Genomic DNA, 20,098 nt, shown 5'->3' on the forward strand with positions numbered 1-20,098 from the left:
GGTGTGTCTCATTTCAGTTGAAATTGTTTTCCAGGAACTGGCCCTGCTTCACGGCCGCATCAATGGTCTTGAGCGTCGTGAGCAGTTCGCGCATGCGGCCGAGCGGCACGGCATTGGGGCCGTCCGAAAGGGCCTTGGCCGGATCAGGATGGGTTTCCATGAACAGGCCCGACACGCCCACGGCCACGGCAGCGCGCGAGAGCACCGGCACGAATTCGCGCTGACCACCGGAGCTGGTGCCCTGCCCGCCCGGCAATTGCACCGAGTGGGTAGCATCGAACACGACCGGCGCACCGGTCTCGCGCATGATCGCCAGCGAGCGCATGTCCGAGACCAGATTGTTGTAGCCGAACGAGACGCCGCGCTCGCAAGCCATGAACACGTCATCCGGCAGACCGGCTTCGCGAGCTGCGTCGCGGGCCTTGTCGATGACGTTGATCATGTCGTGCGGTGCGAGAAACTGCCCCTTCTTGATGTTCACCGGCTTGCCCGACTGGGCGCAGGCACGGATGAAATCAGTCTGGCGGCACAGGAATGCCGGCGTTTGCAGCACGTCGACGATGGGTGCGGCGACAGCCACATCCTCTTCGGTGTGCACGTCGGTGAGCACCGGCACGCCGAGCTGGCGGCGCACTTCTTCGAGGATCTTCAGACCGGCCTCGCGGCCCGGGCCGCGAAACGACCTGCCCGAACTACGATTCGCCTTGTCGAACGACGACTTGTAAATGAACTGGATGCCCAACGCGTCCGTCATTTCCTTGAGCTGACCGGCGACGTCGATCGTCATTTGCTCCGACTCGACGACGCAGGTGCCTGCAATCAGGAAAAACGGCTGGTTCAGGCCAACCTCGAAACCGCACAGCTTCATGGGAACTCCTTGTTTCTCGCCCGCAGCTCAGCCTCAGGCCGCTTTCTTGCGCGACTGCTGACCTGCCAGCGCCGCCTCGACATACGCCTTGAACAGCGGATGGCCGTCACGCGGCGTCGAGGTGAACTCCGGGTGGAACTGCACGCCCACGAACCACGGGTGTACCTGCTGCGGCAATTCCATCATTTCCGGCAGATTTTCCGTCGGCGTGCGTGCCGAGATCACCAGACCGGCGGCTTCGAGCTGCGGCACATAGTGATTGTTGACTTCGTAGCGGTGACGGTGACGTTCGTTGACCGTGTCGCCATAGATGCGCGAGGCCAGCGTTTCGGTCTTGACCGGCACGCGTTGCGAGCCGAGGCGCATCGTGCCGCCCAGATCCGAATCTTCCGTACGTTGCTCGATCTTGCCGTCGCGATCCTGCCACTCGGTGATGAGCGCCACGACCGGGTGCGGCGACGACGGGTCGAATTCCGTGCTGTTGGCACCGCCGAGCTTGGCGACGTCACGCGCGAATTCGATCACGGCGAGCTGCATGCCCAGGCAGATGCCCAGGTACGGCACGCGGTTCTCGCGGGCGAAGCGAATCGCCTTGATCTTGCCTTCGGTACCCCGACGGCCAAAGCCGCCCGGCACGAGAATAGCGTCCAGATGCTTGAGCGCATCGGTGCCATCCTTCTCGACCTGCTCCGAATCGATGTACTCGATGTTCACGCGCGTTTCCGTATGGATCGCGGCGTGACGCAGGGCTTCGATGAGCGACTTGTACGACTCGGTCAGATCGACGTACTTGCCGACCATGCCAATCGTCACTTCGTGCTTCGGGTTCTCGACGGCCTGCACCAGACGGGTCCACATGGACAGGTCGGCCGGCTTCACTTCGAGCTTGAGTTCGTCGCAGATGATCTTGTCCATGCCCTGATCGTGGAGCATCTGCGGAATCTTGTAGATCGTATCGACGTCCCACACCGAAATCACGGCGTCCTGCGGGATGTTCGCAAACAGCGAAATCTTGGCGCACTCGTCTTCCGGAATCTGACGGTCGGCGCGGCACAGCAGCACGTTCGGCATGATGCCGATCTCGCGCAGCTTCTGCACGCTGTGTTGCGTCGGCTTCGTCTTGAGTTCGCCGGCCGTCGCGATGTACGGCACGAGCGTCAGGTGCACGAAGGCCACGCTGTTGCGGCCCAGACGCAGATTCATCTGACGTGCGGCTTCGAGGAACGGCAGCGACTCGATGTCACCGACCGTACCGCCGATTTCGACGATGGCGACGTCCGGATGGCCGTCCCATGCCGAGCGCGCGCCGCGTTCGACGAACGCCTGAATCTCGTTGGTGATGTGCGGAATGACCTGAACGGTCTTGCCGAGATACTCGCCCCGGCGTTCCTTACGGATCACCGATTCGTAGATCTGGCCCGTCGTGAAGTTGTTCGCCTTGCGCATTTTGGCGCTGATGAAGCGCTCGTAATGGCCAAGATCGAGGTCGGTTTCTGCGCCGTCCTCGGTAACGAACACCTCACCGTGCTGAAACGGGCTCATCGTGCCCGGATCGACGTTGATGTAGGGGTCAAGCTTGAGGAGGGTGACTTTTAGGCCACGCGATTCGAGAATCGCGGCCAGAGATGCGGCAGCAATTCCCTTACCAAGAGAGGAAACCACGCCGCCCGTGACAAAAACGAATTTAGTCATCGCAGTAATTGCTCGCGGGAAAGCCGGATTATACCCGAAAGCAGCCCTGCCCTCGACGTGCCAAACGGCAAATATTGACCTTGACAGGTGTCGCGTGCGCCGTTCCCAGCAAGGCTGACGCGCTCAGGCGGCGAGTGGCCGGCGATAACCCCCGCGCAGTTCCGCAAGCATGTCGCGTACAGCGGCGGCCGTCTCGAGCGGGCGCTCCATCGGGAACAGGTGGGTGCCGTGCACGTAACGCAAATGCGTGCCGACGATTTGCCGCGTCGCGCGCATGCCGGCCTGACGCAGCTCGCGCGACTCAGTGCCCGCGAGAAACCCCACCGGCACCGGCACCCCGCGCATCGCCCGCACGGCAAGCAGCGGCGGCAATGTCAGGTAAATGCGATATTCGATCTCGCGCGCGAACGCCAGCCGCCGGGCTTCGCCCTCGCCAGTCGGCAGGGTACCGCAGTCGATATAGTCGCGCAGCACATCCTGATCCCAACTGGCGAACACCGGCTTGCTCGCAAAATGCTGCCAGGCCGACTCCCAGTCCGGCCAGCGATCACGGCGCTTCTTGGTTACCCCCGCCGGCGACATCCGTTCGTAGAGACCGGTCAGCATCCCGAGTCGCAACATCTGCGTGCGCCAGCCCGGCGTGACGATCGGGGAATCGATCATGACGACACCCCGCACACACTGCGGCGCCTTGAGCGCCGCCATCAGACTGAGAAATCCGCCGAGGGAATGACCGACGAGCCAGACCGGCTCGCCGTGATATTGGCGCGTGAGGGTGTCGACGAGCTCGTTGCGCAGATAGCGCCACCCCGGCGTCACCGGGTAGCGCGGATCGTGGCCGATACGATCGATGGCGCGCACGTCGTACTCGTCGGCCAATGCGCCGAGCATCTTGCGGTACACGCCAGCCGGAAAGCCGTTGCCGTGCGAAAAATGGATGATGTCTCTTGTCATGGAATCTTTTTGGTCTTGGCGCGCACCCGCGTTATTCAGTGCACTCATCAGTGCACTCGTCAATGCGCTCGTCAACCCACTTGGTCAACGCACTTCAGCACATTCAGCACCGATTGGCCGCGCTCGCCGGACCATTCTAGCGAACCGTCTGCCCGCGACCGGTAGAGGTTTCCGTCGAATCGGGCGGGCCTGCGGCCGGGGAAACACCCGAATCGTCCGCCGACCACGCTGACCAATATCGCCGATGGACGTCGCGGTAGGCCAAAGCGTCGATCCCCCGCCGCGAAAAGGAGAACCGCACCGCCCCGTGCCGAACACTGTGCCAAACGCTAGCTCCCACGACGCGATAGCGCCAGACGACGGCCGGACGCGGGTGTCCGAAGCGGTTGCGGTAGCCCGTTTGAAACACGACATGATGCGGCGAAACCGCTTTCACGAACGCCGGAGTCGATGACGTCAAGCTGCCATGATGCGGGGCGAGCAACACATCGGCATGCAGCAGACTTCGGCGGAACCGCGTCAGCAAGCGTTGCTCCTGCGGCGCTTCGGCGTCGGCGGCGAGCAACGCGCTGTGACGGCCATTGGCGATGTGGAGGACGCAACTGAGACCGTTCGGGCCAATTCGCCCTGCCCACCCGGCGCGCAGGGTCGGTGTATCGGGATGCAGGAATCGGAACGTCACACCGTCCCATGTCCATTGCTGCCCCGACTGGCACGTACGATGCGACTGCGCCGCGCGCCGGACAGGATGCGAGCCCGGCAACGACGAGATCATCGGGGTCGACGGATACGCCTTGAGCACGTTGATTGCCCCGCCGTAGTGATCGTCGTGGGCATGGCTCACGATGAGCCCGTCGAGTCGCGCCACGCCTTGCGCACGCAGATACGGCACGATGACGTACTGCCCGGCATCCGCGCGCGAGCCCAGCGGCGGCCCTGTATCGAACAGCAGCGTGCGCGTCGCTGTCTCGACGAGGACGGCGTTGCCCTGTCCAATATCCAGCATCGTCACGCGAAAATCGCCTGCGGCGGGCCGCTGTGGTGACGAAAGCAGCGCGGGCCATAGCAACGCGAAACCGGTAAGGCGCAGCGTCACCCAGCGTGCCCCCGTGCGTTGCACCCAGCCCGACGCGGGCCAGAGACACGCCGCCACGCCGACGGATGCCAGCGCAATCGTCCAGACCGGGGCGATGCCGGGACGCCAGACCGCCCACGGCCATTGGGACAACATCCGCAGCCCTTCCGCCAGCCAGACGACAGTTTCGTGGGCGATGGCAAGCGCGACCTGCGCCGCCGCTGCGGGCAACAGCAAACTCAGCAACGCCAACGGCGTGACGATCAGCGTCATGACCGGGATGGCGACCGCATTGGCAAGCGGCCCAAGCAACGGCACCGTTCCGAACCAAGCCAGTGTTAACGGCACCATCCCCAGTGTGATCGCGAGTTGTGCGCGGACCGCCTGCCCGAATCGCATCCGAAACCCTTGTCGCCACCGCGCGAGCGCACTCTGCTCGAACCGGTCGACGATCGGATCAACCGCAGATGGTGGTTGCGGTTGCGGTTGCGCTCGCCCGCCCCCGTTCGCGCGACGACGTTCGGTTTCGTTTCTGCGGCGTCCCGCAAGCACCAGCACCGAGACAGCGCCGAACGACAACCACAAGCCGGGGCTGACGACCGACCACGGGTCCAACGCGACAATGACAGCGAGCGCCCACCCCAGCACATACGAGGGCGCGGCCATGCGCCCGGTCAGCAGCGCGAGGACCAGAATCGCCACCATGCCGACGGCCCGTCGCGCCGGCACGCCCCACCCGGCAATCGCGCCGTAGGTCACTGCCGCCACCAACCCTGCCACCGCTGCCGCCTTGGGTGCGGGCCACCATAGTGGCAAACCGAAGCGCAGACCGACATGCAGGCCGAACGAGCGCCGCCACAAATACCCCGCGAGCGATGCCAACGCCCCGGCCACCAGCGACACGTGCAGTCCGGAAATCGCCAGCAAATGGCTCACGCCCGTATCGGCGAAGATCTGCCAATCGTCCGGCGCGATATCGCCACGCTCGCCCAGCGCCAACGCCATTAGCACTCCGCCGTAGCGAGCGTCAGGCGCCAACGCGGCACGAAAGTCGTCGCGCAACCGCTCACGCCACGCGGCCAGCCGGTAACCGGGCACGGGACCGGCATCGAGGCGGCGCGCGGCGGGCGCGCCGCGTTGCGCCGACCGCCCTAATGCATCTTGTGTTCCGCCGGGATCGCGTCTTCCGTCGGAGCGGCGACTTGCGCGACTGCCGTTCGCCCGGACATAGCCGGTTGCACGAATCCCTTGCGAAAACGCGGCGAATTCTGCATCGAAACCATGCCAGTTGGCAAAGCCGCGAGGCACACTCAGCCGCACCGGCAATCGCCATCGCTCGCCTGCCCTCGGAACAAGGCGCTGGTTTCTGCCCGTTTGCCCCGGCCAGACAAGCTGAATACGGTGCGGCACAGCCACCACGGGTCGCGTCGGCTCGGCATCAGGCGAGTCAACAGTCCCCGCGCGCTCCCGCAGTTCGCCCTTGCGTTCGCGCCGGCTTTTTTCAAGAAACGCCGCGTCCACATCGAAGACAAAGCGCAGTCCGCCACCGGTACCGACCGGCAGCGAGGCGACAACGCCTGTCACGATAATGTCCCGGCCTTCCATCGCCACCGGCAAGGCGTCGGCCAATCGTTGACCAGCACGATGCCCGGCCCACGTGAAGCCCAGCACGGCAGCAGATGAGGCCAGAACCATCAGGAGGCACGCGCGCCGGAGAGCATCGAGTTCATTCAGCCCCCGCGAACGCAACCAAAACCAGCCCCCAACCGCCATCAGCCCACCACCCGCAACGAGGCTGACCACGGCAATCCATCGCGTAGAGGGAAGCACCGCCGACTGTTGCAGCCACCAGATACCGGCGACCCACGCGAGCAGCACGGTTCTCATGACGTCACCGCGTCATGGCAAAAGGTCCTCACGACGACGACGCGTCAGTGCGATCCGGACTCGCTGGAAGGGAAACGGGAAGAAAGGAAAGCAGTCTCAGCGCCACCCGCCTCGCCGGGCGCCATCGCCATGGCACCGGGCAAGCGCGGCAGCACACGCCACGCATTGGCACAGGTGGCCGCCGACAGCATCTCAGGCGTCACGCCGCGCAACTCGGCAAGTACACTCGCGATGCGCGGCAGTTCGACCGGGCTGTTGCGCTGCTTGTAGCGCCATTCAGGAGCGATATCGGGCGCATCGGTCTCAAGCACTAGCGCATCGAGCGACAGGTCGACCGCCAGCCGCCGGATTTGCAACGCGCGATCGAACGTCATCTGCCCGCCAAATCCCAGACAGAAGCCGCGCTCGATGAACATATCCGCCTGCTGACGGCTGCCGTTGAACGCATGCGCGATCCCGCCACGGGGCGTGTAAATGCGCAACTGCTTGAGCAGCGCGTCTTGCGAGCGCCGTACATGCAAGATCACCGGCAAATCGAAATCGCGGGCGATCTTCAGTTGTTCGACGTAGAAGAATTGCTGCCGCGCCGGATCGAGCGTCTTGACGAAGAAATCGAGGCCGATCTCGCCGATGCCGACGAAGCGCGGGTCGCCCATCGCCTGTTCGACTGCGCGACGTAACGTCCCAATATCCTCATCCTTCGCGCGTGGCGTGTAGAGCGGATGGATGCCGAGCGCGTAAGCGCCGCCCGGCATTGCACGCGCGGCGGCGCGCGCGGCGTCGAACGTCGCACATTCGACAGCGGGCACGACAAGCCCGTGCACGCCGGCGGCTCGCGCGTCGGCAATGACGGTGTCGCGGTCGGCGTCGAACTCACCGGCGTCGAGATGGCAATGGGTATCGATCCACATGGTCAGGTGTCCTTGAGCGCTAATTCTACGGGGCGATGACAAGGCTCGCACGTCCGGCATTTCGTGACCATCGGACAACGCCGCGTCTACCCCTCGGAATCTGCTGAAACAAGCGGCATGGCACCTTCCCGCTCGCCCCCTCATTTCGCCGGTTGGGACCGAAAAATCACCTTCTCAGAAAGCAAAACGCCGGGATCATCCCGGCGTCCGTGTCACACTTTGGCATTCACGGCGACTGACTAATGCCCGATGCCGGATGGCACCCCGCCCCCACTCAAGCCGCTTCCAGCACCCCGTCGCGAAGCCGCAGTGCGCGGTCGCAGCGCCGGGCCAGATCGATATCGTGCGTCACGATCACGAAGCTGGTCTTGAGGGTTTCCGACAGCTCCAGCATCAGTGAAAACACGCTCTCGGCGGTGTGTCCGTCCAGATTGCCGGTCGGCTCATCGGCAAGCACGCACGCCGGCTGCGTCACCAGCGCACGCGCCATGGCCACGCGCTGACGCTCGCCACCCGAGAGTTCACCCGGACGGTGCTTCACCCGCGAGCCCAGCCCCACGCGCTCCAGAATCGCCATGGCGACTTCGCGCGCCTGTTCGGTCGGCATCCGGCGAATACGCAGCGGCATCGCCACGTTATCGAGCGCCGTGAACTCGGCCAGCAGATGGTGGAACTGATACACGAACCCGAGCGACTGATTGCGCTGGTTGGTCTTCTCGCGCTCGCCGAGCGTCGAAAACGGCTTGCCGAGCAACGAGACTTCACCGCGCGACGGGTCGTCCAGACCGCCAAGCACATGCAGCAACGTGCTCTTGCCCGAGCCCGACGCCCCGACGATCGCCACCTTCTCACCGGCAGCCACATCGAGGCTGGCCCCGGCAAGCACGGTCACGTTGAGTTCGCCTTGGCGGAACGTCTTGTGCAGATCGCGGGCGCGCAGCACCGGGCCGTCATAGGCGAAACCCGGGGCGATGTTCGGCGTGCTCGCCATGTTAGCTTTACTCATAGCGCAGGGCCTCCGCCGGTTTGACGCGCGAGGCACGCCAGCTCGGATAGATCGTCGCCAGTGCCGAGAGAATGAAGGAAATCACGCCGATACGAATCACGTCAGACGATTGCAGATCCGAAGGCAGTTCATTGATGAAGTAGATCGATTGCGGCAGGAAGTGAATCCCCAGCATGCGCTCGATGAACGGCACGATGACACCGATGTTCACCGAGATGAAGCAGCCCAGCGCAATGCCGAGCAGCGCCCCGATAAAGCCGATGGTCACGCCCTGCACGATGAAGATCTTCATGATCGAGCGAGGCTGCGCCCCCAGCGTGCGCAAGATCGCGATGTCCGCATACTTGTCGGTCACCGTCATCACCAGCGACGACACCAGATTGAACGCCGCCACCGCAATGATCAGCGTCAGAATGATGAACATCATCCGCTTCTCGGTCTGCACGGCGATAAACCAGTTCTTGTTCTGCTGTGTCCAGTCGCGCACCCACATGTTGCCCGTCAGCGACTTGGCCAGCTCGCGCGCCACGATCGGCGCCTGCTCCATGTCCTGAATCTTCAGCCGCACGCCGGTGGGTCCGTCGAGCCGGAAGAGCGTTTCGGCGTCATGCAGGTCGATCAGCGCCAGCGAACTGTCGTATTCGTAGTGCCCGGCCGTGAAGATCGCCACCACGGTGAACTGCTTCACGCGTGGCAGCACCCCCGCCGGGGTAATCGTGCCCTGCGGGGCGACGAGCGTTATCTTGTCACCGACGATCACCCCCAGGCCGCGCGCCAGCTCACTGCCGAGCACGATGCCGAAGCTGCCCGGCGTCAGGTTCGCGAGCGTGCCGCCCGTAATCTGCTTGCCGAGATCGGAAACCTTGGCCTCTTCGCTCGGCACGATGCCGCGCAGCACCACGCCGCGCACGTTGTCATCGCGCGTGAGCATGGCCTGCTCGCCCACGTACGGGGCGGCGGCAATCACGTTCTTGTTCTGCAACGCTTCGGTGGCCGTGCGCTGCCAGTCGGGCAGGTTGCCGTCGACGGCAAACACTTCGATGTGCGCCAGCACGGAGAGCATGCGGTCGCGCACTTCCTTCTGGAAGCCGTTCATCACGGAAAGCACCACAATGAGTGCCGCCACGCCCAGCGCAATGCCGGCCATGGAAATGAACGAAATAAAGGAGATGAAACCGTTGCCTGAGGATCGCTTGCCGGTGCGCGTGTAGCGCCAGCCGATCTGCCATTCGTATGGGAATTTCAAACGGATTCCTGATTCTTAATAAGGATCGATCGGAACATGCTGTGCCGCGCGGCGACGGCTTGTTGCGACGGCTTGCGGCGCCACTTCGCGCAACTGCCACCCGAGCCGTAACCGGCGCCGGGAGGGTGTTACAGGTGTTGCGGGCGTCGCAGCAGGCGGCACGTTCCGTACCTGACGTCAGGGTCACCCAACTGCCAGCGCGAAGTTTGCCATACAATTCGCCTCGACATGGATACACCTGCCCTGCACTTTCTTCTGCCGTTCGCGCTGCCCGCGTCGGCCCACTTGCCTGCATTGCTGGCTGGATTGGAGTTGCCTGCGCTCGAAAAGTTGCTCGCGCGCGGTGTCCAGTCGGCGCAGGACATCCCCGAAGACCCGTTTGTCCCCACGCTCCCGCACGAGCGCTGGCTGGCCGACGCCTTTGGCCTGCCCGGCGGTCCCGCCCGGGCGCCGCTCGCGCCGTTCATGCTGTTTGAAGACAGCGGCTCGCTCGACACGCGCTTCTGGTACTGCGCCCAACCCGCGCACATCCACATCGCCACCGATCATCTGGTGCTGACCGACCCCGCCGAGCTCGAATTGAGCAAGGAAGACTCGGCCGCGCTTTTCGCCACCGCCCACGCCCTGCTGGCGGAAGAAGGCGGTGAGCTGATCGCCCCGCGCCCCGACCGCTGGTATCTGAGCGCACCGGTGCTGGGCGACCTGCTCACGGCCTCGCCCGCGCGCGCCGCCGGTCGCAACGTCGACATCTGGCTGCCGCAAGGCAAGGCGGAACTGACGTGGCGCAAGTGGCAGAACGAGGTACAGATGACGTGGTACGACCATCCGGCCAATCAGGCCCGCGAGGCTCGCGGTCTGCCGCCGGTCAACGCCATCTGGCTATACGCCGGTGGCCAGCGCATCGCCGCCCCGCGCCTGAACCGGCCGTGCGTCACGGTGCTGGCCGACGCCCCCGCCACGCGCGGTCTCGCCCGTCATCTGCAAATTTCCCTGCACGACACCGCCGCCGGCATTGACGCCGCCAACGGCCGCACGCTCGTCCAGATCGATACCCTGACGTCCCATTTTCTGATGGAAGACTGGGCGCGCTGGCGCGACGCGCTCGTCGAAATCGACCGCCTCTGGCTCGCACCTGCCCTTGAACGGCTCGCCAAAGGCAATGCCCGCGAAGTGAGCCTCACACTCTGCGGCGACAGCCACAGCGTGACGATCCTGTCGCGCAGCGGCGACCTGCGCAAGTTCTGGCGCCGCCAGCCGCTCGCAGCACGTCTGCTGCCGCTCGCCCGCGTTGGCGAGGAGGTGGCATGACCGACATCGTCACCCGCACCGTCGACGACGGCATTGCCGACACACTCGCCCGCGACGGCGTGCACCCCGTGCTGGCCCGCCTGTTTGCCTCGCGCGGCGTTGCCGCCAGCGAGGAAACGGAAACCGCACTGACACGGCTCGTCCCGCCCACACAACTCAAGGGCGCACAGGAAGCGGCCGTGTTTCTGGCCGACGCCATCGGGGCGGGCAAACAGATGCTCGTCGTGGCCGACTACGACTGTGACGGTGCCACCGCTTGCGCCGTCGCCGTACGTGGCCTGCGCATGTTCGGTGCGAAAGTCGACTACCTCGTGCCGAACCGTTTCGAGTACGGTTATGGTCTGACGCCCGAAATCGTCGCACTTGCCGCACGCGGCAAGCTCGGCCCACCGGATGTGCTGATCACCGTCGATAACGGCATCGCCAGCCTCGACGGCGTGGCGGCGGCGCAGGCGCTCGGCATCGAAGTCGTCGTTACCGATCACCACTTGCCCGGCAGCGAACTGCCGAACGCGCGCTGCATCGTCAATCCGAACCAGCCGGGTTGTGAATTCCCCAGCAAGAATCTGGCCGGTGTGGGGGTGATGTTCTACGTGCTGCTCGCCCTGCGGGCCGAGTTGCGCCAGCGCGGGGCGTTCGACGCCCGCGAGCAACCGCGTCTCGACACCCTGCTCGATCTGGTGGCACTGGGCACCGTCGCCGACGTGGTCAAGCTCGACACCAACAACCGGATTCTGGTCGCGCAAGGTCTCTCGCGCATGCGCGCCGGGCGTATGCATCCCGGCATCAATGCGCTGTTCCGCGCGGCGGCTCGCAATGCCCGGCAGGCTGGCAGCTTCGATCTGGGCTTTGGTCTCGGCCCGCGTCTGAACGCCGCCGGGCGTCTGGCCGATATGTCGCTCGGTATCGAGTGTCTGCTGACCGACGACGACGCCCGCGCGTGGACCCTCGCGCAAGAACTCGACGCGATGAATCGCGAGCGGCGCGAGATTGAAGCCGGCATGCAGCAGGAAGCGCTGGCCGACCTTGCCCGCTTCGACCCGCGCGCGGCCACCACGTTGTGTGCTTTCAACGAGACGTGGCATCAGGGCGTGATCGGAATTGTCGCCGCACGCCTGAAAGAGAAGTTTTACCGCCCGACGATTGTGTTCGCCCCGGGCGACGATGGTCAGATCAAGGGCTCGGGCCGCTCGATTCCGGGCTTTCATCTGCGTGATGCGCTCGATCTCGTGACCAAGCGTGAACCGGGTCTGATCGGCAAGTTCGGCGGCCACGCCATGGCGGCGGGCCTGACGATTGCTGCGGATGATCTGGCGCGCTTTCAGGCGGCGTTCGAAGCCGTCGGGCAGGAATGGCTCGATGAGAAGACGCTTTCTCGCGTGATCGAGACTGACGGCGACATCGGCGACGAGTGCTTCGTGCCGCCGTTCGTGGCGTTGCTTGATGCGCAAGTGTGGGGGCAAGGTTTTCCGCCGCCGGTGTTCTCGGGCGAATTCGAAGTGCTCTCGCAGGCCATCCTCAAGGACAAGCATCTGAAACTGCAACTCGGTCGCGGCCGCATGCGCTTCAATGCGATCTGGTTCAATCATGCCGACACGCTGCCGAGCCGCGCACGATTTGCCTACCGGCTGGCCGCCGATACGTTCAACGGCGTGTCGCGCGTGCAGATGATCGTCGAACACGCACAGGCGTAAAGCCGAGAGTCGCAGAGGAGCGTGTCCGTGCGACGTTCACGGACACGCTCCTCATCCGAACGGCACCGCCGCCCGCCGCGTGCGGCCGATGGGCGTAACGAACGCCAGCACCGCCGGATCGAGTACCCGCACCCGGTGCCAGCAACGCGCAGGCACCACCGCCAGCCGGGGCCCGGCCAGTTCCAGCGTCCGGGTGACGCCCGCCAGATCGACGTAATCGATCGCGAGCGTGCCCCGTGCCACCATCAGCAGTTCATCGCCCGCTTCGTGACACTCCCAGACATCGGCATGCACCGAGGCATCGTCGGGTGCATCGAACATGCCGATCATTCGACGCGCCTCACTGCGTGTTGCCAGCGTGGCGAGCATGCCGTCGTCGTAGAGCCCGACCAACGCGTCGCGCCCCGTGCCGCAAACCCACGGCAGACGGGCTCCCAGCGCTCGCTCGCTATCGCTACTGAGTTCGCCCAGGTCGCTTAGGTCACCCGAATCACGCTGGTTACTCTCGCCGCCGCCACCGTTATCGATGGCATCAGCGCCCATTCCCCGCCTCCCCGGAGGCTGTGCCGTTTCCCGCGCTCGCGAACGACATCTTCGCCGACACATGACGCGGCCCCATCACTCGCTGACCGGTCAATACGATCGTGCGCATCGCTTCGGCCCAACCCTGCATCGAGGACAACGCTATTTCCGCATGCACGACGCTCGTGCCGACCGAACTCGCCCGCTTCGGGGCCTTGCCCGCTGGCCATGCGCGTCGCAGTTCGTCGTCGACCGGGGTGTCGTGGAAGCCACCACTCATGGTGATGTCGAAGGCCAGCGTCGCGGGCGTCTCGTTGCCGGCGGTGCCTGCCCCGCCGGTGCAATACGCCATCCCCGACACACCGAAACGGTGCTCGCCTTCCGAGACCAGCCCGGTCACCTGAAATGTGCGTGAACCGATACCAGCGGCCCCGTCACGCGGCGCCAGTACCAATGCAATGGGCAACGGCCCTTCGCCTTCGAGTTGATAGGTGCCCTGCAACGTCGTCGTCATGACGGCAGACGTGCCGCAGATCGATGCAGGTTGCGACGCTTGCGTCGCTGCGGTCTGCGCCACCCCTGACATCGGCAGGCTCGCGCCGATAGCCAGCAGGCAGGCAGCCAACATGGGGCGAATGAAATAGGTCGAGTGCTTCATGAATGCATTCCTCGTGGGTGAATAGTGAATGGCTTGCAGCCGCCGGGCGACAGCCGCGCACGCGCCATTGATGGTTTGGGTCGATCGTCAGTAGTCAGTACGCAACGTCAACATCACGCTGCGCGGGTTGCCGTAGTGGTTGTTCCAGCTCGCGTTCGAGAGGCTTTGGTAGTAGCGGCGATCGAACACGTTGTTCACGTTGAGCGAGGCCGAGACGTGCTTGTTGTAGCGATACCCGGCCCGCAGATTGAGCGTCGCGTAGCCGCCTTGGCGCAGCACGATGCCGCTGGACGTGGCCGACGTCTCGCTCTGCACGTCCACGCCGCCGCCCACGCTCCAGCGCCGCCCATCGAACGGCAGTTGGTAATTGGTCCACACGCGCAGCAGATGACGCGGGGCGAAGTCCGCAAACGATTGCCCCTGCATCGTGGCGTCGCTCAGATACTTCGTCGTGTTGAAGGTGTAGCCGGCGAACACGTTCCACGCGTCGGTGATCTGGCCGCTGGCCTGCATTTCCACGCCCTGACTCTGCACTTCGCCCGACGCGATGTAACGGCACGTCGTGCCCACACACGGCACGCTCGGATCGGTCTGCGCGCGGTTCTTCTGGCGAATGCGAAACACGGCGAGCGACACGTCGAGCGCCCCGTCGAACAACTGCCCCTTCACCCCCGCCTCGTAGCTTGCGCCCGTGATCGGCTTGAGCAGGCTGTTGCTCGCATCAAGGACGGTCTGTGGCTGGAAAATGTCGGCGTAGCTCGCGTAAAGCGACCACTTGTCGTTCAGATCGAACACGAGCCCGCCGTACGGCGTGGCCTTCGCGCCGGTGCGGTAACTGCTCGCGGGGGCGTGCTGATCCCACCACGACACGCGTGCGCCGAGCACCAGTGTGAGCGGCTGAGCAAGCCGGATGCGGCCCATCGCATAAGCGCCGTTCTGCACAGTTCGCGTCGGCGTCACGCTCGAAAACGGACTCGTCGCGGGCTCGCCAATTGAACTCGGATCCCAACGGTAAATGTCGACGGGTTTGCCGTTGACTGACGGCACCAGTGCCGCGCTACGCTGCTGCGTGGTCGCTTCGAGCCGTTGCAGGCCGAACAGCAGATGGTGTTCGCGGCCGAGCAATTTCACCGGGCCGTCCACCTGCAAATCCACGCCGGTCTGCGTGTTGTCGAAACGATAGGCCGCACCGGTCAGCTGGCTGCCCGCGCCCGTCGCCGGATTGATCGCACCGAACGCGACGCCGTATTTCAGGTCGCCGCCAGCGTCGAGATAGTTCGCCGAGAGCTTGGCGGCCCAGCCGTTACCGAGCTGCTGTTCGAGCGTGCCGAAGACGCGCGTCTCGGTCCAGTCGAAGGTGTCCCACGACGAGCCCAGAAAGATCGAGCGCGGCAAGTTCAAATCGCCGCCCTTCGTCGAGAACGGCACGCCAGCGAGGTTCGGTGTCGATGTCGTGCGTTGGTGCTGCACGCCAACGCGCAATAACGTGGAGGACGTCAGGTCGGCCTCCGCCACGCCGTAGACGGTGGTGGCGTGCTGCTTGCCGAAGTCGTAGTACATGTGCTGCCGGTCGTCCGACACGGCCACGCGTGCGCGCAACGAGCCGCTGGCGTTGAGCGGGCCGCCGATGTCGGCCTCTTCGCGATATCGATCCCAACTGCCTAGCGTGACCGCCGCCGATGCGGCAAACGTCTTGCCCGGCAGTTTGTGCACGAGGTTGATCAACCCGCCCGGGTTGCCGGTGCCGTGGAAGAGGCCCGTCGAGCCGCGAATGATTTCGACACGCTCGTACGGCGTCATGTCCTGCGGCCCGGCCGCCGTGTTGGCCATCAGCACCGGTACGCCGTCTTGCTCGAAAGCGTCGAGCTTGAAACCGCGCGAGTAGAACGCCGTCGTCAACAACACGTAAGGCTGCACGGTGATGCCGGGCACTTGTTGCAGCACATCTTCAATGCTGTGCGCCCCCTGCTGCTCCATGAGCTTTTGGTCGACGACGGTCACCGTTTGCGGCAAATCGCGCACCGACGGGGCGAGCTTACCGAGCACCGAACCCTGTGCCGCCGGATCACGCGTCGCGGCGGCACTGATATGGGTCGTCGGCAACGCGGCCGTGTCGGCGGTTGAAGCAGCGGTTGAGGCAGCGGTTGAAGCAGCGGTTGAAGCAGCGATTGAAGCAGCGGTCGACTTACCGATCGGTTCGGCCAGCGGGTCGACATCGCTCAGTGCGACGGGAGGCCCCGCCTCCTGCGCTGTCGCAGGCATCGCCCCTGCGCCCGTCACAACGGCCAGCGCCGCCATCGCGACGGCACGCCACACCCCGGGCGTCACCGTCGGCATTGCTTTGAAACCACTTGGAATATTCGAAGACATCAGCAGCACACCAACGAGATTGAGAATCAATCCCGCTATCGTGCCGAGGCGCAGACGGATGCACTCGCGCTTGCATCACCATCACTGGCGATTGCGTCACGAATCCGGCTACACGCCCTCGCGCGTCAGCGTGTGCGGCAGCATGCCGAAGCGCGCGCGGAAGGTTTTCGAGAAGTGTGAGTCGGTATAGCCGCACTGCCACGCCGCTTCGCTCACGCTGATGCGGCGGGCGCTGAGCAGGGCAAACGCTTGTGTCAGACGGCGCTCGCGCACGTAGCCGTGCACGGTGGTGCCGAATTGCTCGCGAAACCCGTCACACAGTTTGTTGACGTTGATGCCGACGGTGCGTGCCAGTTGCGGCAGCGACGGGGGTGTCTGCAATTGCGCGTCGAGCAGATCACGGGCAGCGAGCAATGCTTTGCGCAGCGTTACCTGACGCGCGGATTCCCCCCTCGCCGGCGTTGCTGCGGTTGGCTGGAAAGCGGCGCAGCGCGCCAGCGCTTCGAAGGTTTGCGCGACTAGCGCCAGACGCTGCCACGGCGCATCGACACCGGGTGACGACGACATCGTCGAAGCGCGGTCGGCGTCGTCAGTCTCCGGCGTCGATGCCATGGCACTCGCCCAGCGCCACTCGTCGGCACTCATCGCGCGCGTCAGCACCGCGCTGTCGCCCGCCCAATCGCCCATCACGCGCGATTCATTCGGGTGGTGACGGTGGCTGACACCATGTGCCGGCTCGCGCCATCGATGCGTCAGGGCGTTCGCATCGAGACCGCAAGTCGCGCGCAGATAATCTTCGGACAACCGCAGGCTGCAATACCGCAACGCCCCCGCGTGGCGATACACATTGTCGATATCGAACGACGCCGCACCAAAGCACACGTTGACGCTGGCCGCGCCCGCCGTGAGCAACGGCTCGCCGCAAGCGCCCCACTGCAACGTGCCATCGAGCAGGAAAACGATTTTGATGTCGCCCGCCGCCAGCGATTCACGAACGGACTCGCCAGCACTCGCATGCTGAACGCCTTTCGAAAGCGACAACCCATCGAGATCGAACGAGCGGCGCCACGGCGGCAGTGCGTGCGGCATGTGGGAATCGTGTGAATCGTGTGAATCGCGTGGCGTGCCGGTGCACATCGCGCTTCGGACGGCGCTTCGGCCAGAAACCTCTTCACCCGCCACCCGTGCTCGCGACATCGTCGTTTCCGTCATCAAATGTTAATGAGACACATTATCATTTGATGACGAAACTAAGGCAATCCAGTCATCGATCTTTCGCATGACGCGGGAACGTCAGACTACCTGCGCTTCCTGCGCTTCCGACACGTATTCCCGCATGACCTTCAGGAACGCCTCGCGTGCCGGATGCACATCCACGCCGCGATGCCGGACGAAGAAGTTGGGCACGGCGGCCAGATCGTCCAGCGCGTGCCCGACGATGGCCGCCTCTTGCCGGTAGCGCAGATACACGCCGCGCGGCACCAGTGAGTAGCCGACACCCGCGCCCACGCATGCCACGATCGTTGCGTAGCTGCCGTAGCTCAGAATGCGCCCCGGCGTGACGGTGTTCGCCGCCAGCCATTGCTCCATCGTGGCGCGGTACGGGCACCCCGGCGGCCACATCAGCAGCGTGGCGCCTGCCAGATCTGCCGCTTCGTGCACCGTGTCGGCTCGCGCAGGCGCCACCAGCACGATCGGCTCTCGATAGATTTCATCAGCCACCACAAACGCTTGCGCCTGCGCTTCCAGACAGGCCGTGCCCGCGATCAGCGCCGCGTCCACCCGGCCGTGCTGAATCTCGTCGAGCAGGTTGAGCGAGGTGTCGGTCACCAGATTCAACCGCACCTTCGGAAACGCCGCGTGAAAGCGCGCCAGCACCGCCGGCAATCTCGACGTCGCCGACGATTCGATCGCGCCCAGCGAGAAGTCGCCCGACGGTTCGCCTGACGGATTCAACGCTGCGCTCGCTTCGCGCGAGAGCGCCAGAATCCGGTCGGCGTAGCCCAGCAAGGTGCGCCCGCTCGGCGTCAGTTGCAGGCGCCGGCCCTGCCGATGGAACAGCTTCACGCCCACCGTGTGTTCCAGCGAACGGATACGGGCTGTCACGTTCGACTGCACGCAGTGCAACGCTTCGGCGGCGCCCAGCACGCTGCCCTCGTCGACGATGGCCTTGAAGGTCTGAAGTTGTAGAAAATCCATGATGCCGGGCTCGTTGAGTGATCTCGGGGTATGTCGTCGCGCGTGCCACTGCCCGCGTCGCAGAGACGGTGCGCATCTCGTCCAGAACATCTGGCCCTTATTGCGCGTCGACACTTCAATAATAGTGAAGAAATCATACTCAACATTTCACTTTTTTAGTACCCGCAGAAGGCATAAGCTTCGGGTTATCCCTAGTGCGTCGCCGCCACAGCATCCCGCCACTGGCACCGAGCAACGCGCCCGAAAAGGAAGTCACATCATGTTCCGCCCCCTGTCTGCCGCGAATGCCGCCAATGCCGTCAACGTGCCGTCTGCCGTGCTCGCGCAGACCACGCCGCTCAGTCTGTTCTTCCGTACCGTCGATCAGTGGCGCGTGCGTTACGAACAAGGGCTGCAAGCCGAAGCCCTCGCTGCACTCGACGACGCCACGCTCGCCGACATCGGTTATGCCCGCGACGCGTTCGGCCTGCGCCATACTTCGGTGCGCTGAGTCGTTGCCGTCAAGGCAGGTGGAATGCGTCGATAGTCGCCAAAAGGCCCCGGATTGGGGCCTTCGCTGCGTTATAATCGCGGTTTTCACCGATTTCGCACCTGTCATCACACATGGAAGCCGAACGCCTAAACGCACTTGAATCCCTCCTCGCCGACCTGCGCACCCGCGTCGGCGAGCTCAGGGGGTATCTTTGACTTCGATGTCAAACAAGCCCGCCTGATTGAAGTCAACAAAGAACTCGAAGACCCGAACATCTGGAACGATTCCAAGCGTGCGCAAGCGCTCGGCAAGGAAAAGAAGGCGCTCGACAGCATCGTCACCAACCTGACTGAGCTCGACGCCGGCCTTTCCGATACGCAGGAATTGTTCGACATGGCCCGCGAAGAAGGCGACGAAGACTCGCTGGTGGCGCTGGAGAGCGACACGCAGGTTCTCGCCGCGCGCGTGGGCGACATGGAGTTCCGCCGGATGTTCAACAACCCGGCCGACCCGAACAACGCCTTCATCGACATTCAGGCCGGCGCTGGCGGCACCGAAGCCAACGACTGGGCCGGCATGCTGCTGCGCCAGTACCTGCGCTATTGCGAGCGCAAGGGCTTCAAGGCCGAAGTGCTCGAAGTGTCGGACGGCGACGTCGCCGGCATCAAGAGCGCCTCGCTGAAGGTCACCGGCGATTACGCTTACGGCTATCTGCGTACCGAAACTGGCGTGCACCGTTTGGTGCGCAAGTCGCCGTTCGACTCGTCGGGCGGACGCCACACGTCGTTTGCCAGCCTGTTCGTGTACCCGGAAGTGGATGATTCGATCGAGATCGACATCAACCCCGCCGACGTGCGTACCGACACGTACCGCGCCTCGGGTGCGGGCGGTCAGCACATCAACAAGACCGACTCCGCCGTGCGTCTGACGCACATCCCGACCGGCATCGTCGTGGCCTGCCAGAACGACCGTTCGCAGCACCGCAACCGCGCCGAAGCCTGGGACATGCTCCGCTCGCGCCTGTTCGAACACGAGATGCGCAAGCGTCGCGCCGAACAGGACAAGCTGGAGTCGAGCAAGACCGATGTGGGCTGGGGCCATCAGATTCGCTCGTACGTGCTCGATCAGTCGCGCGTCAAGGACCTGCGCACGAGCGTGGAAACCGGCAATACCGGCAAGGTACTCGACGGCGATCTGGACGACTTCATCTCCGCGAGTCTCAAGCAGGGAGTGTAA

At 64.4% G+C, this 20,098-nt stretch carries 16 protein-coding genes; 4 read left to right on the top strand and 12 right to left on the bottom strand.

Annotation, left to right across the window (positions count from 1 at the left end):
* Window positions 1-13 precede the first annotated feature (13 nt).
* The 7 genes from kdsA to CDV44_RS11875 all read right to left on the bottom strand — a co-directional run bounded on the left by kdsA (window position 14) and on the right by CDV44_RS11875 (window position 9,639).
* Window positions 14-868 carry a 3-deoxy-8-phosphooctulonate synthase gene (gene kdsA, locus CDV44_RS11845; RefSeq protein WP_087688217.1) on the bottom strand — a complete coding sequence of 285 codons (855 nt, stop codon included), beginning with the start codon at window positions 866-868 and terminating at the stop codon, window positions 14-16.
* A gap of 33 nt (window positions 869-901) precedes the next feature.
* Complete coding sequence (locus CDV44_RS11850) at window positions 902-2,560, bottom strand: CTP synthase (protein WP_058379394.1); 1,659 nt, start codon at window positions 2,558-2,560, stop codon at window positions 902-904.
* 123 nt (window positions 2,561-2,683) lie between these two features.
* Window positions 2,684-3,514, bottom strand: coding sequence for an alpha/beta fold hydrolase (locus CDV44_RS11855; RefSeq protein ID WP_087688733.1), 831 nt, complete (start codon window positions 3,512-3,514; stop codon window positions 2,684-2,686).
* A 136-nt stretch (window positions 3,515-3,650) separates the two neighbouring features.
* On the bottom strand, window positions 3,651-6,476 hold the full coding sequence (locus CDV44_RS11860) for a DNA internalization-related competence protein ComEC/Rec2 (protein ID WP_087688218.1): 2,826 nt from the start codon (window positions 6,474-6,476) through the stop codon (window positions 3,651-3,653).
* Window positions 6,477-6,520: 44 nt separating this feature from the next.
* Entirely contained in the window at window positions 6,521-7,387 is an 867-nt protein-coding gene (locus CDV44_RS11865) for a TatD family hydrolase (protein WP_087688219.1), read from the bottom strand.
* 274 nt (window positions 7,388-7,661) lie between these two features.
* Window positions 7,662-8,378 carry a lipoprotein-releasing ABC transporter ATP-binding protein LolD gene (gene lolD, locus CDV44_RS11870; RefSeq protein ID WP_087688220.1) on the bottom strand — a complete coding sequence of 239 codons (717 nt, stop codon included), beginning with the start codon at window positions 8,376-8,378 and terminating at the stop codon, window positions 7,662-7,664.
* A gap of 7 nt (window positions 8,379-8,385) precedes the next feature.
* The gene (locus CDV44_RS11875; RefSeq protein WP_058379397.1) at window positions 8,386-9,639 is read right to left on the bottom strand and encodes a lipoprotein-releasing ABC transporter permease subunit; all 1,254 of its coding nucleotides are present in this window, start codon (window positions 9,637-9,639) and stop codon (window positions 8,386-8,388) included.
* A 228-nt stretch (window positions 9,640-9,867) separates the two neighbouring features.
* Between CDV44_RS11875 and CDV44_RS11880 the strand changes: the two genes are divergently transcribed.
* Both CDV44_RS11880 and recJ read left to right on the top strand, forming a co-directional pair.
* Entirely contained in the window at window positions 9,868-10,947 is a 1,080-nt protein-coding gene (locus CDV44_RS11880) for a regulator (RefSeq protein WP_087688221.1), read from the top strand.
* On the top strand, window positions 10,944-12,641 hold the full coding sequence (gene recJ / locus CDV44_RS11885) for a single-stranded-DNA-specific exonuclease RecJ (RefSeq protein ID WP_087688222.1): 1,698 nt from the start codon (window positions 10,944-10,946) through the stop codon (window positions 12,639-12,641). Before CDV44_RS11880 ends, recJ begins: the two co-directional genes overlap by 4 nt.
* Before the next feature lie 51 nt (window positions 12,642-12,692).
* On the opposite strand, the gene CDV44_RS11890 is transcribed toward recJ, so the two are convergent.
* The 5 genes from CDV44_RS11890 to CDV44_RS11910 all read right to left on the bottom strand — a co-directional run bounded on the left by CDV44_RS11890 (window position 12,693) and on the right by CDV44_RS11910 (window position 18,390).
* Window positions 12,693-13,184, bottom strand: coding sequence for a hypothetical protein (locus tag CDV44_RS11890; RefSeq protein WP_087688223.1), 492 nt, complete (start codon window positions 13,182-13,184; stop codon window positions 12,693-12,695).
* Window positions 13,174-13,821, bottom strand: a complete 648-nt coding sequence (locus CDV44_RS11895) for a hypothetical protein (protein WP_087688224.1) — start codon at window positions 13,819-13,821, stop codon at window positions 13,174-13,176. The genes CDV44_RS11890 and CDV44_RS11895 overlap by 11 nt, the downstream gene beginning before the upstream one ends.
* A gap of 87 nt (window positions 13,822-13,908) precedes the next feature.
* Complete coding sequence (locus CDV44_RS11900; RefSeq protein ID WP_087688225.1) at window positions 13,909-16,221, bottom strand: TonB-dependent siderophore receptor; 2,313 nt, start codon at window positions 16,219-16,221, stop codon at window positions 13,909-13,911.
* A gap of 78 nt (window positions 16,222-16,299) precedes the next feature.
* Entirely contained in the window at window positions 16,300-17,280 is a 981-nt protein-coding gene (locus CDV44_RS28455; RefSeq protein ID WP_249277513.1) for an AraC family transcriptional regulator, read from the bottom strand.
* Window positions 17,281-17,484: 204 nt separating this feature from the next.
* Window positions 17,485-18,390 carry a LysR family transcriptional regulator gene (locus CDV44_RS11910; protein ID WP_170935959.1) on the bottom strand — a complete coding sequence of 302 codons (906 nt, stop codon included), beginning with the start codon at window positions 18,388-18,390 and terminating at the stop codon, window positions 17,485-17,487.
* A gap of 259 nt (window positions 18,391-18,649) precedes the next feature.
* Here CDV44_RS11910 and CDV44_RS28035 point away from each other — a divergent pair, with 259 nt between their 5' ends.
* Window positions 18,650-18,880 (top strand): DUF1127 domain-containing protein, encoded by a 231-nt coding sequence (locus CDV44_RS28035; RefSeq protein WP_170935960.1) that lies wholly within the window; start codon window positions 18,650-18,652, stop codon window positions 18,878-18,880.
* A 113-nt stretch (window positions 18,881-18,993) separates the two neighbouring features.
* A protein-coding gene (gene prfB, locus CDV44_RS11920; RefSeq protein ID WP_174554614.1) for a peptide chain release factor 2 occupies window positions 18,994-20,098 on the top strand; the annotation gives its coding sequence in 2 pieces (ribosomal slippage) (window positions 18,994-19,065 and window positions 19,067-20,098; 1,104 coding nt in all).

Source organism: Pandoraea sp. PE-S2R-1 (assembly GCF_002179865.1).
In the GTDB taxonomy this organism is placed as follows: Bacteria; Pseudomonadota; Gammaproteobacteria; order Burkholderiales; family Burkholderiaceae; genus Pandoraea.